Source organism: Croceitalea vernalis, assembly GCF_031846405.1.
GTDB lineage: Bacteria > Bacteroidota > Bacteroidia > Flavobacteriales > Flavobacteriaceae > Croceitalea > Croceitalea vernalis.
Genome location: NZ_JAVRHU010000003.1, coordinates 70,765 through 84,027, shown reverse-complemented (window position 1 = coordinate 84,027; position 13,263 = coordinate 70,765). Strand labels below are relative to the sequence as shown.

Here is a 13,263-nt window from a genome sequence, read left to right as displayed (position 1 = left end):
TTATGCAGCTGAAACTTACAAAACCAATTTGCTTTTTTGACTTAGAGACTACAGGTATCAATGTTGCTAAAGACCGTATTGTTGAAATCTCTATTTTGAAAGTATTTCCTAATGGAAATAAAGAAAGCAAAACATGGTTAGTGAATCCTGAAATGGAGATTCCTGCCGAAGTAATTGCCGTGCATGGTATCTCTAATGAAAAGGTAGCTAATGAACCAACTTTTAAGCAGTTATCAAAAGAAGTTTATAAAATGATAAAAGATAGCGATTTAGCTGGCTTTAATTCAGACCGATTTGATATACCCTTGCTAGCTGAAGAAATGTTGCGTGCAGAGGTTGATTTTGATATGAAGCATATGGTTTCAGTCGATGTTCAAACAATTTTTCATAAAATGGAAAAAAGAACCCTTGGTGCTGCTTATAAATTTTATTGCGATAAAGATCTAGATGGTGCTCATAGCGCAGAAGCAGATACATTAGCGACTTATGAAGTATTATTGTCGCAATTAGAAAGATATCCTGAATTAGATAATAATGTTAAAAAATTATCTGAATTCACAACTCGAAAACAATCTTTGGACTTTGCTGGTTTTATAGGAGTAAATAAAGATAAAGAACCAATTTTTGCTTTTGGAAAACATAAAGGAAAAACTGTTGATGATGTTATGGAGAAAGAACCAGGGTACTTTGGATGGATTCTGAACGCCGATTTTCCTTTATATACTAAGAAAGTTTTGACACAATTAAAATTGAGCAAGTTTAACAACAAACTATCGTAATGCGTTTGTTTCTTTTTTCGATTTTTGTTTCATTCAGTTCATTTTCCCAGAATATAGATTTTGAAGGTGTTGTGTTTGATACCAAATCAGGGACCCCTATACCATATGTGAATATAAGTTTTCTCAACACATTGGTAGGTACATCTACTGATGATAATGGTCATTTTATTATTGAGATTTCTGAAAATTTACTTAACAATAGGGTTCATATTTCATCCTTAGGATATAAAGACACTATAATGCCAGCCGAAGAAATCTATAAGATGAAAAAATTAAGTTTAGTTGAAGAAACTTACGAATTAGATGAGGTAGTAGTTTCAGAAAAACTTGGCGATGCAATAGTTTTAAATTCCATAGCTAGTTACGATATTACTAGTGGTTTTGACTCTTCTTCAACACCTTGGGTATTGGCCTTATATTTTCCCAATATTGGCGCGAGTAAAAAATATTTGAAGAATGCTACTATTTTTTTTAGGGATCAAAATGAATTTAAGAGTGGTCAGTCTAAATTTAGATTACGCTTTTATGCAGTAGACCCAGAAACCAAAAAACCATCAACTGATTTAGTTCGAAAAAGCTTGATTTTAGAATCGATTAAAGGAAATGATTTTACCTCTATTGATTTAGATGCTTTAAGTGTTGAGATGCCAAGAGACGGAATTTATGTGGGTCTGGAGTGGTTGTTTATTCCATACAACTGGTATAAGAAAGAAGATAAAAACAACTTGACGAATGAATCAATGATTGAAGATAGGTTCGCACCAACTTTTGGTGGTGTTTATTCTGAAAACCAAAATTATAAAGTGATGATTTACGGAATGGGAGAGTGGCAGGAGTTTAACGTAAAGTCAAAAGGTAATAATAAGAACTTTATTCCGGCAGTAAGTCTTAAAGTAGTTAAGAGATAACTAATATTTAAAAAATTATCTATGAAATTGATTTGTATAGGCAGAAATTATGCCGGTCATATTGACGAATTGAATAATGAAAGACCTTCAGAACCTGTTGTTTTTATAAAGCCCGATTCTTCGATCCTGCCTAGAGAACAAGATTTTTATATACCCGAGTTTTCCCATGATGTTCATTATGAGGTAGAGGTGCTTATTAAGATAAAAAAGGTGGGTAAACATATAGCCAGACAGTTTGCGCATAAGTATTACGATGAAATTGGTTTAGGAATTGATTTTACAGCTCGAGACCTTCAATCTAAGTTAAAAGCAAAAGGATTGCCATGGGAAAAGGCGAAAGGGTTTGACGGTGCTGCGGTGATAGGTAAGTGGATAGCTAAAGAAAAGTACGAAAATATTGACAATTTAGGGTTTTCATTGTTAAAAAATGGGGAATTTGTACAAAATGGAGATACATCGCTGATGCTGTGGAAGATAGATGAGTTAATTTCTTACGTTTCGACCTATTTTACCCTCAAAAAAGGGGATATTCTCTTTAGTGGTACCCCTTCAGGTGTTGGTAAAGTAAATGCAAATGATTACCTTGAGGGAAGAATTGAAGGTGAGCAATTTTTTGCTATTAATGTGAGATAATGATTTACAATTTAGATAAGATTAACGAAATGGCTGAAGGTGATGAAGATTTCATCGTATCAGTAGTTTCCGTTTTTCTAGAAGAAGTTCCCGAAGATATTGAGGCTTTAGAAAGTGCAATTGCCTCTGAAGATTTTGAGCAGATTTATAAAATGGCTCATAAAATAAAACCTAATGTTGATTTATTGGGTATGGAACAAACACGTGCTAATGCTTTAGAGATTGAAACCTTAGGCAAAAGCGCAGGTAATCTTGAAACTATTCAGGAAAAGTTTGCACTACTGAAAAAAGATGTTGAGCAGGTTGTTGCAGAATTGCAAAAAGACTTTGATATCTAATTGCTTGACTTTCGAGCTAAAAATTCCTTTTATTACTTTTAATCCCTGATAATCTTTTTTTCATTTAAATGGGTTTTATGCAGGCAGAAATCATTACAATAGGTGATGAGATATTGATAGGTCAAATTGTAGATTCTAATTCAGCTTTTATAGCGAAAGAGCTTAATAAAATCGGAGTATCAGTGTATCAAATCACTTCCATTCAAGATGATAAGCAACATATTTTAAATGCTTTGCAAGAATCAAATAGGAGGAGTCAAGTCGTAATTATTACTGGTGGACTTGGTCCAACAAAAGATGATATTACTAAACATACTCTTTGTCATTATTTTGAAGATACTTTGAAGCAGAATAAAACAGTTTTATCACATATAGAGATGTTGTTTAAAAAGTTTGTTTCTACCCCAATTTCTGATTTGAATAGATTACAGGCTTTAGTACCAACAAAGGCTGAGGTACTTCATAATAGCTTTGGTACAGCGCCAGGTTTATGGATGGAAAAGGATGGAACATCCTTTATTTCTTTACCGGGTGTACCTTTTGAAATGAAAGGTTTAATAACTAATGAAGTTCTTCCGCGAATTATAGAAAAATACGAACGACCACATATCATTCATAAAACTATAATGACTTACGGTTTGGGTGAGAGTGCTATAGCCATGAAAATCGAGAACTGGGAAAACAATCTTCCTGAGGAAATAAAGCTAGCTTACTTACCTAGTTTAGGTCGAGTTCGATTGCGTTTAACGGCAAAAGGAAAAAATAAGGAACAGCTTCAAACTAGAGTTAATAATGAAGCTAAAAAATTATACCCACTTATTGGTGATATCATTTATGGCGAAGAAGAAGATGATAATTTAGAGGCAGTTATTGGTAAGATGTTAACTCAAAAGCAAATGACATTAGCAAGCGCTGAGAGTTTTACTGGCGGTAAAATTGCGGAACAACTAACGGCAATTTCAGGTGCTTCTAAGTATTTTAAAGGTACTGTTGTTAGTTATAGCACTGAATCCAAAATAAATGTACTTGGCGTTGATGAAAATTTAGTAAAAGAACATTCTGTAGTCAGTGAAGAAGTAGCCGTGGCAATGGCTAAAAATGTGAAACAGATTTTAAATTCAGATTTTGCTGTAGCAACTACCGGAAATGCGGGTCCAACAAAAGGAGATTCCGAAGAACCAGTCGGCACGGTCTTTATTGCAATAAGTACTCCAGAACTTACATTTGCTCAGAAATTTACTATGGGAAATCACCGAGAACGTATTGTTCAAAAGTCGGTTAATAAGGCTTTTGAAATGCTTCAAAAAGAAATTCTAAAATTTTGAGACTTAATTTTTGTCTGTCTAACAGAAATAACTAAATTTGCACCCTCAATAAAATCACTCAAAAGTAAGAGAGATGTCTAAAGTTTGTGAAGTTACAGGTAAAAAGGTGATGTTTGGAAACAACGTTTCTTTCTCTATCAATAAAACGAAGAGAAGATTTGACGTTAATATTTCTAAAAAGAAATTCTACATCCCAGAAGAAGATAAGTGGGTAACGCTTAATGTTTCTTCTAAAGGAATTAAAATTATCAACAAGAAGGGTATCTCAGCTGCTTTGAAAGACGCTAGAGCTAAAGGTTTTGTGAAGTAAAAGATTAGAAAATGGCAAAGAAAGGCAACAGAATCCAAGTTATACTAGAATGTACAGAGCATAAAGAATCAGGTATGCCTGGTACTTCACGTTATATTACCACAAAAAATAAAAAGAACACACCAGACAGAATGGAGATTAAAAAATTTAATCCTATTCTTAAGCGTATGACTGTTCATAAAGAAATCAAATAATATTTAGGACATGGCAAAGAAGACAGTAGCAACCTTACAAGGAAGTTCAAAAAGATTGACAAAGGCCATCAAAATGGTAAAGTCACCTAAAACAGGTGCTTACACATTTGTTGAGTCCGTTATGTCACCAGAATTAGTAAATGATTGGTTATCTAAAAAATAATCTTTTACGAGAACATATATTTAGAGAGCCGCTTTTTAGCGGCTCTTTTTGTTTAATAAAAATGCACTTACTTTCCTATCTTTGATTTTCAACAATACATTATAATGAGTCTGTTTAAAAATATATTCTCTAAAGAAAAGAAAGAGACACTTGACAAGGGCTTAGAAAAATCTAAAAGCAGTTTTTTTGGCAAGTTAAGCAAGGCTGTAGCTGGAAAGGCTAAGGTAGATGACGAAGTTTTGGATAATTTAGAAGAGGTATTAGTAACTTCTGATGTTGGTGTAAACACTACATTAAAAATTATCGACCGTATTGAAGCTAGAGTTTCAAAAGATAAATACTTAGGTACTGATGAGTTGAATCAAATTCTTAGGGAAGAAATTGCTGGTTTACTTTCTGAAACACATGTAGGCGAGGATATTGATTTTTCTTTACCAATTACGCATAAACCTCATGTAATAATGGTGGTCGGTGTTAATGGAGTGGGTAAAACAACAACTATTGGTAAATTAGCTAAACAGTTTAAGAATAAAGGTTTAAAAGTGGTTTTGGGCGCTGGCGATACCTTTCGTGCTGCAGCAATAGATCAGTTAGAAGTTTGGGCTAATAGAGTGAACGTACCGATTATTAAGCAAAAAATGGGTAGTGATCCGGCTTCAGTAGCTTTTGATACTTTAAATTCAGCTGTAGCAGATGAAGCAGATGTAGTTTTAATTGATACCGCAGGTCGTTTACATAATAAAGTCAACTTAATGAATGAGCTTTCAAAAGTTAAGCGTGTAATGCAAAAGGTAGTGCCTAATGCACCTCATGAAGTGATGCTGGTATTGGATGGTTCAACGGGTCAGAATGCTTTTGAACAAGCCAAGCAATTTACCAAAGCCACCGAGGTAACTTCGTTGGCTGTTACAAAATTAGATGGAACAGCAAAAGGTGGAGTAGTTATTGGAATTTCAGATCAGTTTCAAATACCGGTAAAATATATTGGAGTAGGAGAGGGAATTGATGATTTACAGGTATTTAATAAATATGAGTTTGTGGATTCTTTTTTTAACTTATGATAGTTGAATACGCAATCTTACCTACTAGAGTTAAAGCCGTAATTATTGATAGCCTAATTATTGTCGCAGCAATGTATTTAATATCTGAAGTACTAGATTCATTTGAAAATGTTGCGGTATTAATCAAGATGTTTTGCTTCGCCCTAATTCTATTATATGATCCTATTTTTACAAGTTTGTATGGTGGCACAATAGGCCATTCATTTTGCAATATTTCAGTTAAAAAGGAAAGTGATTTATCTGAAAATATATCATTTCCCTTAGCAATCTTGAGGTATTTAATTAAAACAAGTTTAGGCTGGGTTTCTTTAATCTCTGTAACAGCCAATGATAAACGTAAGGCAATTCATGACTTTTTAGCTAAATCTGTGGTAATAGAATCTTAATAGAATATATGAAAGCGATACTTCAAAATATTTATATCCTAGCCTTATTTTGTAGCTTTTCATTGATTTCTCAAATAAATCACCCTAAAGCAAGTCCGTTTGCACAAGTAGCGCAAGAAATAGGTTTATCAAAGGTATCTATTACATATTCTCGGCCATCAGCAAGAGGAAGAAAAGTAATAGGCGGTTTAGTGCCATATGGTCGAATTTGGCGTGTAGGTGCAAATGAAAGTACTAAAATTAGTCTTGATACCGACTTTATGATTCATGGTCATGCGCTATCAAAAGGGGTATATGCTGTTTATGCTTTTCCTGAAGAAAAAGAGTGGCAGATTGTCTTTCATACCAATGTGAGTCATTGGGGTGATGGCCGTAAAAATTATAATCCAGAAGAAGATGCTTTTCGCATTAAAGTAAAACCTGAAAAAATTCCATTTCATCAAGAAAATTTTTTAATAGCTTTTGATTCCATCACTCATAACTCAGCAAATCTCAATTTACTTTGGGAAAACACCAAATTGACTATTCCGATGTATGTAGACACTGACAGTCAAATGGAGTTAGAGATACAAAGACAACTCAATGAAAACCCAACTGCACAAACGTATTACGAAGCGGCTCGCTATTTACAGGAACAAGAAAAAGACTTTGAAAAGGCTTTAGGGTATTTAAATAAGGCCTTGGAGATTGGTGGTGATACTTATTATTTTCATCGAGTAAAAAGTTTAGTACAGGCTGAACTTAGGGATTTTAATGCTGCTATCTCATCTGCAAAAAAATCACTTAAGATTGCTTCAGAATTAGAAAAAGATGAGTTTGTTCGTATGAACGAAATCAATATCAAAAGGTGGCAGAGCCTTCTTGAAAAATAATTTCTTTATTTCTCACCGATGTTGAGAAGTCTTATATTTAGATTTCTTTCAATAAAATCAATCGAAATGACACCAATTCTATCCTTAAATATTAAAAGACTTTTAATAGTTCTCATTACTATTTTTTCATTTTCTTGCAATCAGGAAAAGAAATCTAAAGACGTCCCACTACATGTACTTTGGAAACCTTACAATGATTCTTCTGAAGTGTCAGAAAACTCAGAACATGAAAAGGTTAAAATGCGTTATAAATTTATTCAAAGCAAGGTTTTAGACAAGAATGAGGTATTTCAACCTTTGTATGAAGAGGTTTCTCAATTTTCGGAAGTAAAATATGAAATGATGAAACCTTTAGTGTTGGAGCAAGACATTCCGACCTTGCAAAGTCATGTTTCTAAAGGTAAATTTAGTTATGTAGAGTTAACCCAGTTCTATTTATATCGCATTTACAAATACGAATTACCAAATGAAACTACATTAAACTCCATCATAGCTCTGAATCCACACGTAATTGAAGAAGCTAGACAACTAGACAAAAACTCTGATGGTCAACACGCCATCTATGGAATGCCAATTTTATTAAAAGATAATATTGGTGCTTTGAATATGAATACAACTGCTGGGGCCATTGCTCTAATGGAAAATAAAACTGATGACGCTTTTATTGTAAAGAAGTTAAAAGAAAAGGGAGCCCTGATTTTGGGCAAAGCTAATTTAAGTGAATGGGCTAATTATTTATGTAGTTGCCCAAACGGTCAAAGTGCTGTAGGTGGGCAAACCTTAAATCCGTATGGTCGTCGCGTTTTTGATACTGGTGGTTCAAGTGCTGGAAGTGGTGCCACTACTGCTGCCAACTATGCAGTAGCTGCAATTGGAACTGAAACCTCGGGTTCAATTTTATCTCCATCTGGTCAAAGTTCTGTAGTAGGTTTAAAGCCTACTATAGGTGTATTGAGTAGAACAGGGATTGTCCCAATTTCTAGCACATTAGACACACCAGGTCCAATGACCAAAAATGTTATTGACAACGCTATTTTATTTGATGCTATGCGGGGTCGTGATATGAAGGACTCAAAATCTATACACTCTGAATGGCCAACTAATTGGTATCATTCATTTTCATTGACTTTTGAAAATAAAAAGTTAGGTGTTATTAAGAAATATCTTGAAAATGATTCTATTTATAATGCAACGGTAAAAAAACTAGAATCAGCTGGGGTTTCCATCATTGCTTTTGACCCACCAGATGTTAGTTTTGATGGTTTTTTATCAATATTGAATATCGATATGAAATATGATTTACCAAATTATATCTTCGAAGAAGTCAAGAACCTTGAAGATACTAGTCTAAAAGATATTCAGGATATAGTGGATTTTAATTTAAATGATTCTTTGGTAAGGATTCCATATGGTCAAATTCGGTTTGAAGGTATTCTAAATGATTCAACTACATTAGAAGAACTACATATAATAAAGAAAAGATTAAAAAATAATGGGCGCCATTTTTTTGATAAAGCAATTGACGAATACGGTTTAGATGCCGTTTTGTCCATAAACAACTATGACGCGGGTGCTGCAGCGATTGCAGAATACCCTGCTTTAACAGTTCCTATGGGCTATAAGAAATCTGGTGAACCAGTCAATTTAACTTTTATTGCTAAGCAATATGAGGAAGCCAAACTATATGAACTTGGAGCTGCTTTTGAAGCATTGAGTAGAGTCAGAATAATACCTGATTCTTATAAAGATTAGTTGATAAAATTATTCAATAAACCCCATAGTTCATTGTCAAAACTTGAAGGTCCTAATAGGTTTTAACCAGTATAGGTATTTAATTTTCATCTAAATACAAGAATTTCGATAGTTTTTGTTGTGAAAGCTTATCTAGTTGATATTAAAGCTTAATCAATAAAATCAATTAGTCGAAAGAAAAAGATAGCCTTAAAAAAGAAGCAATAAATTTTGGACTTAAACTCATTAAACTAATCTTGAAATGCTATTTTTACCCAATAATTGGATTAGAATTAAAATATTAATTCTCCAAATTATGTTAAAATTAGAGCATTCGAGATGGTTTTTAGTTCTGCCGTATTTTTATTCATATTTCTTCCATTAGTTTTATTTATAAATATAATTTTAAAAGAAAGGTATAGAAATCCTTTTGTTTTAATAGCAAGTCTTTTTTTTTACGCCTGGGGCGAGCATATGTTGGTGCTCCTTATGGTCTCGTCAATATGTATTAATTATCTTGTTGGTATAACAATATCATATTATCATCAAAAAGATAATAAAAGGGGAGCAGTTTATATCTTAGCTCTAGGGATACTTATTAATCTTTCGATTTTATTTTATTTTAAATATACCTATTTTATAATAGAAAATCTTGAATTATTAGGCTCCTCCTTTGAATTTGAAATAGACCTTATAGTACTTCCGATAGGAGTATCATTTTTTACTTTTCAAAATATTTCTTATTTGATTGATGTTTATCGAAAAGAAGTGGAGAGCCAGAAAAATTTGTTTCATTTAGGCCTCTATGTTTCTTTGTTTCCGCAACTAATTGCTGGTCCAATAGTGAGATACGTTGATATTCAGAAAGAAATTCAAAAAAGAATAATTACCAAAGAGTTATTTCTTTCTGGTTTAACGCGCTTTATTAGAGGGTTAGGAAAGAAGGTTCTAATTGCCAATACAGCTGGGCTAATTGCTGATAATATATTTTCTTTTCGACCTGATACCATTTCTAGTGGAATTGCGTGGTTAGGAATTATATGTTATGCTTTACAGATTTATTTTGATTTTTCTGGTTATTCTGACATGGCCATTGGGCTTGGTAGAATGTTAGGTTTTAATTTTAAAGAAAATTTTAATTATCCTTATATTTCAAAATCAATTCAAGATTTTTGGAGAAGATGGCACATTTCCTTATCAACTTGGTTTAGGGACTACCTTTACATACCGCTTGGAGGAAATAGAAAGGGAAAGAACAGAACATATATTAATTTAGTGATTGTTTTTTTTATCACTGGTTTATGGCACGGGGCTAGTTGGAATTTTATAGTTTGGGGCCTTTATCATGGTTTTTTCTTGTTAGTTGAAAGAGTTAATCCTTTTCAATTGCCACGGAGAATGAGATTTTTAAGTCATGTATATTTGATTGTGGTGGTATTGGTCGGATGGGTATTTTTTAGAGCAGAAAACTTACCTTATGCGATTGACTATATTTATCAAATGTTTGCTTTTCAAGAGGGTGTTAACTTCACTAGTCTGCTATATGTAAATACTTATACCTGTTCAGTAATTTTATTTGGTTTTTTATTGGCGACACCAATAAGAAAAAAAATAAAGAATGTTTTAATAGAACGGGTAGCTTTGGGAAAACCTATTTTTTTTGTTAGGTATGTTATATATGGAATACTGTTTTTCTTTAGTATTTTAGAATTGGCACAAGCCACTTATAACCCATTTATTTATTATAGATTTTAAATCAATTTCATGGTCAATCGATTAATCATAATAGGTAAGGGTTTTTTAATTTCGGCTTTGCTGGTTTATCTTTTATTCAACATAAAAGATAAACCAGCTTTTATAGAATTAGAGATTAAAGCAGAGTTTTTGCAAGATGATCACCTTCAAGTTTTTTATAAATATCTTGGACAAGAAAAGTTTACAGAAAAACAAAGTACAAGAATCACTTTTGAAGGAAAACAAGGGATTCGTAAATTTAGATTGAAATTACCTGTAATTAAATCATTACAAGAGTTAAGACTTGATTTGGGTCAAAATAAGAATCAGAAAGAGATAAATATTAGGTCAATTGATCTTATTTCTTTGGGTACTAGAGCTAAATTGAATCTAACGGACAGCTATTTTAACTCTAATGAGTTTATTGATATTCAAGGTGATAGAGTTTATTTAAAACCTCTTAATAATCTTTATGATCCATTTTTAACTTCTAATAACGAAGTGTCCAAACAATTAATAAATCTAAGAGTTCCACAGCCTATAATTGAGAAAAAATTTATTTATTTAATCGGATGCATTTTTTTTATTTCAATTACTACTTTTTTATTTTCTTTAAATACAATATTTTATTTTAAACAAACGATTGAGAATGTTTTCTTGATATTCTTTTTTACTTCTATATTCTTGCCAACCTTACTATTAAATTTGAAATCTGATAAAAATGAAATAGAAAAGAGAAAAATGGCGTCAAAGCCAGAATTTACTTTTAATCAGAATTATCCAGCTTTATTTGAAGACTATTTCAATGACAATTTTGGGTTTAGGAACAATTTAATTGAATTATCTGCTTTGATAAAAGTCAAAATTTTCAAATCTTCTCCAAAACCTGAAGAAGCCTTATTTGGTAAAGATGGATATCTGTTTTACAATTCTCTTAAAGGTTCCATGTATTCAAGCTATGCAAATAAGAATCTTTACACCAAAAAAGAAATAGAAGAGAAGTATCAAGAATTATTAAAACGAAAAGTTTTTCTGAATGATCAAGGTATAATTTATGTATGTGGTTTTTGGCCTAACAAACACTCTATTTATTCAGAAAAATTGCCATTTTCTATGAAAATGCAAATAAGAAATGAGTTGAATTTAAGGACTCAGATAACTTCTTATTTAAAACAGAAAAACTTTCACTTTTTTGATGTCACCCAAGATCTTATGAAAAGTAAACTACAATATAATTTATACAGAAAGTTTGACACCCATTGGAATTCGCACGGTGCTTTCGTGGGATATAAAAGTTTTTTCAATATAAATTATGCTCTTTTAGGTGTTAAGCCGTTTGACTATGAAGACTTTAAAATTTCAAATATAAAACATGATTTTGGAGATTTAGCAAACATTATGGGTGTTGAAAAAATGTCGTATACTGATGATTTTCCGGTGTTTGAATTTAAAAAAGGATTGAATTATTTTAATGAAACAAACAATTTTAATTTCGATATTGAAACAAAGATTACAAAAAACCCAAACTGCGGAAATGAATTAAGGGTTCTTATCTTTGGAGATTCTTTTTCTAGAGCATTAGTTCAGTTTATCTCTTTACATTACTCAGAAGTCATATACCTCAACTCTAGTTATCAACAAACCATGATTCAAGAATACTCACCAAATATTGTTATAACTACAAAGGTTGAACGGGATATTAAATTTCTGTAAACCTTAATTTATCAGAAGAGTTAGTCTCTCCCAAAGTTCATTGTCAAAACTTGAAGGTCCTAATAGGTTTTCTCCTGTATCTTCTCCCATTCTTACAATTACCAAACCTTGACTTGGAACGATATATAGTTTTTGGTCGTTTTTACCTAGGCCAGAATAGGTGTCTGTTGGTGCGTTGGGTATCAATTCACCATTAAATTCTAATTGAGAACCTGGGGCTCTGTATGCAGATTTGCCATTTAACCACCACAAATAACCATAAGCGTCATTTATATTTTGTGAAGTAGATTTCATATCACTTATATAATTGGTGTCGGCCAAAATAGTTTCTCCGTCCCAAATACCATTGTTTAGATTTAATAAACCAAATCTAGCCATGCTACGAGCAGTACTAAAATATACGTTGTTCAAGTCATTGGTAGAAAACCAGAAACCATCCATGCCTATTCTATCCCTTAAGTTTGTATTAAAATAATCGGACCAATCTTCCTGAGTTGCACTCTGAACTACGCTTTGTAATAAAGTGTAAGGTCCGTTATGGTAAGCCCAACGATTACCTGCATCAGAAACATATGTCAAACAATTGGCTGTAACACAATCAAACTGCAAATCATTCAAACCAGTGGTCATTGTAAGTTGATGCCAAACTGTAATTAAATCTTCCTTCTCTTCTTCTAATGAAGTCCAGTTTTGTCCTAGATAATTTGAAGATTTATCGTTAATACTCAAAAAGCCATCTTCTTGTGCCAATCCTACTGTAAAAGCGGTCAAGGTTTTACCTGCTGAAGCCCAATACCAACTTGTATTTTGTGTGTGGTCATCAAAGTACCATTCTACTAGTAATTGTCCATCTTTTAAAATAATAAAGGCTTTAGTGTCATTCTGATCTAAAAAATCTCTTAAAGGTTCTTCAGCACTACTATCCCAACCAGCTTCGACTACGGACATGGTTTCCCAAGTTGCCGATTGTAAGGGTGGAAAATACAAATTTCTAACTTCAGACTCTTCTTGATTTTCAGTATTGGTATTACTTGGTTCAATGCTATCTGTAGAACATGATATTATAAAAAAACTTATTAAGATATATATGATTGAATTTTTCATCAGTTCAAGGTT

At 32.4% G+C, this 13,263-nt stretch carries 15 protein-coding genes; 14 read left to right on the top strand and 1 reads right to left on the bottom strand.

Annotated elements, in window-relative coordinates:
* Positions 1-2 precede the first annotated feature (2 nt).
* The 14 genes from RM520_RS10815 (at position 3) to RM520_RS10750 (ending at position 12,147) form a co-directional block, all read left to right on the top strand.
* Positions 3-779, top strand: a complete 777-nt coding sequence (locus RM520_RS10815; protein ID WP_311388026.1) for a 3'-5' exonuclease — start codon at positions 3-5, stop codon at positions 777-779.
* Entirely contained in the window at positions 779-1,687 is a 909-nt protein-coding gene (locus RM520_RS10810) for a carboxypeptidase-like regulatory domain-containing protein (RefSeq protein ID WP_311388025.1), read from the top strand. The genes RM520_RS10815 and RM520_RS10810 overlap by 1 nt, the downstream gene beginning before the upstream one ends.
* A gap of 21 nt (positions 1,688-1,708) precedes the next feature.
* Positions 1,709-2,320 carry a fumarylacetoacetate hydrolase family protein gene (locus tag RM520_RS10805; RefSeq protein ID WP_311385713.1) on the top strand — a complete coding sequence of 204 codons (612 nt, stop codon included), beginning with the start codon at positions 1,709-1,711 and terminating at the stop codon, positions 2,318-2,320.
* Positions 2,320-2,658, top strand: coding sequence for an Hpt domain-containing protein (locus tag RM520_RS10800; protein ID WP_311385712.1), 339 nt, complete (start codon positions 2,320-2,322; stop codon positions 2,656-2,658). Before RM520_RS10805 ends, RM520_RS10800 begins: the two co-directional genes overlap by 1 nt.
* Positions 2,659-2,735: 77 nt before the next feature.
* Complete coding sequence (locus tag RM520_RS10795; RefSeq protein WP_311385711.1) at positions 2,736-3,983, top strand: competence/damage-inducible protein A; 1,248 nt, start codon at positions 2,736-2,738, stop codon at positions 3,981-3,983.
* Between the two features lie 73 nt (positions 3,984-4,056).
* Positions 4,057-4,293, top strand: a complete 237-nt coding sequence (gene rpmB / locus RM520_RS10790) for a 50S ribosomal protein L28 (protein ID WP_311352880.1) — start codon at positions 4,057-4,059, stop codon at positions 4,291-4,293.
* Between the two features lie 11 nt (positions 4,294-4,304).
* Positions 4,305-4,487 carry a 50S ribosomal protein L33 gene (gene rpmG, locus RM520_RS10785; RefSeq protein WP_031444791.1) on the top strand — a complete coding sequence of 61 codons (183 nt, stop codon included), beginning with the start codon at positions 4,305-4,307 and terminating at the stop codon, positions 4,485-4,487.
* A 10-nt stretch (positions 4,488-4,497) separates the two neighbouring features.
* Positions 4,498-4,650: a DUF4295 domain-containing protein gene (locus tag RM520_RS10780; protein ID WP_311352885.1), complete on the top strand. Its 153-nt coding sequence runs from the start codon at positions 4,498-4,500 to the stop codon at positions 4,648-4,650.
* Positions 4,651-4,754: 104 nt separating this feature from the next.
* Positions 4,755-5,711, top strand: coding sequence for a signal recognition particle-docking protein FtsY (gene ftsY, locus RM520_RS10775; protein WP_311388024.1), 957 nt, complete (start codon positions 4,755-4,757; stop codon positions 5,709-5,711).
* Entirely contained in the window at positions 5,708-6,097 is a 390-nt protein-coding gene (locus tag RM520_RS10770) for an RDD family protein (protein WP_311385709.1), read from the top strand. Before ftsY ends, RM520_RS10770 begins: the two co-directional genes overlap by 4 nt.
* 8 nt (positions 6,098-6,105) lie before the next feature.
* Positions 6,106-6,969: a DUF2911 domain-containing protein gene (locus RM520_RS10765; RefSeq protein ID WP_311385708.1), complete on the top strand. Its 864-nt coding sequence runs from the start codon at positions 6,106-6,108 to the stop codon at positions 6,967-6,969.
* 66 nt (positions 6,970-7,035) lie between these two features.
* Complete coding sequence (locus tag RM520_RS10760; protein WP_311388023.1) at positions 7,036-8,721, top strand: amidase family protein; 1,686 nt, start codon at positions 7,036-7,038, stop codon at positions 8,719-8,721.
* A gap of 318 nt (positions 8,722-9,039) precedes the next feature.
* A complete protein-coding gene (locus RM520_RS10755; RefSeq protein WP_311385706.1) occupies positions 9,040-10,455 on the top strand; it encodes an MBOAT family O-acyltransferase in 1,416 nt (471 codons plus the stop codon).
* A 9-nt stretch (positions 10,456-10,464) separates the two neighbouring features.
* Entirely contained in the window at positions 10,465-12,147 is a 1,683-nt protein-coding gene (locus tag RM520_RS10750; protein ID WP_311388022.1) for an alginate O-acetyltransferase AlgX-related protein, read from the top strand.
* 3 nt (positions 12,148-12,150) lie between these two features.
* On the opposite strand, the gene RM520_RS10745 is transcribed toward RM520_RS10750, so the two are convergent.
* On the bottom strand, positions 12,151-13,251 hold the full coding sequence (locus RM520_RS10745) for a serine hydrolase domain-containing protein (protein ID WP_311385704.1): 1,101 nt from the start codon (positions 13,249-13,251) through the stop codon (positions 12,151-12,153).
* Between the last annotated feature and the right edge of the window lie 12 nt (positions 13,252-13,263).

What these genes read in the sequence shown, in the direction of transcription:
- RM520_RS10815 (WP_311388026.1), top strand. Translation starts at nt 3, where the DNA reads ATGCAGCTGAAACTTACAAAACCAATTTGCTTTTTTGACTTAGAGACT.
- RM520_RS10810 (WP_311388025.1), top strand. Translation starts at nt 779, where the DNA reads ATGCGTTTGTTTCTTTTTTCGATTTTTGTTTCATTCAGTTCATTTTCC.
- RM520_RS10805 (WP_311385713.1), top strand. Translation starts at nt 1,709, where the DNA reads ATGAAATTGATTTGTATAGGCAGAAATTATGCCGGTCATATTGACGAA.
- RM520_RS10800 (WP_311385712.1), top strand. Translation starts at nt 2,320, where the DNA reads ATGATTTACAATTTAGATAAGATTAACGAAATGGCTGAAGGTGATGAA.
- RM520_RS10795 (WP_311385711.1), top strand. Translation starts at nt 2,736, where the DNA reads ATGCAGGCAGAAATCATTACAATAGGTGATGAGATATTGATAGGTCAA.
- rpmB (WP_311352880.1), top strand. Translation starts at nt 4,057, where the DNA reads ATGTCTAAAGTTTGTGAAGTTACAGGTAAAAAGGTGATGTTTGGAAAC.
- rpmG (WP_031444791.1), top strand. Translation starts at nt 4,305, where the DNA reads ATGGCAAAGAAAGGCAACAGAATCCAAGTTATACTAGAATGTACAGAG.
- RM520_RS10780 (WP_311352885.1), top strand. Translation starts at nt 4,498, where the DNA reads ATGGCAAAGAAGACAGTAGCAACCTTACAAGGAAGTTCAAAAAGATTG.
- ftsY (WP_311388024.1), top strand. Translation starts at nt 4,755, where the DNA reads ATGAGTCTGTTTAAAAATATATTCTCTAAAGAAAAGAAAGAGACACTT.
- RM520_RS10770 (WP_311385709.1), top strand. Translation starts at nt 5,708, where the DNA reads ATGATAGTTGAATACGCAATCTTACCTACTAGAGTTAAAGCCGTAATT.
- RM520_RS10765 (WP_311385708.1), top strand. Translation starts at nt 6,106, where the DNA reads ATGAAAGCGATACTTCAAAATATTTATATCCTAGCCTTATTTTGTAGC.
- RM520_RS10760 (WP_311388023.1), top strand. Translation starts at nt 7,036, where the DNA reads ATGACACCAATTCTATCCTTAAATATTAAAAGACTTTTAATAGTTCTC.
- RM520_RS10755 (WP_311385706.1), top strand. Translation starts at nt 9,040, where the DNA reads ATGGTTTTTAGTTCTGCCGTATTTTTATTCATATTTCTTCCATTAGTT.
- RM520_RS10750 (WP_311388022.1), top strand. Translation starts at nt 10,465, where the DNA reads ATGGTCAATCGATTAATCATAATAGGTAAGGGTTTTTTAATTTCGGCT.
- RM520_RS10745 (WP_311385704.1), bottom strand. Translation starts at nt 13,251, where the DNA reads ATGAAAAATTCAATCATATATATCTTAATAAGTTTTTTTATAATATCA.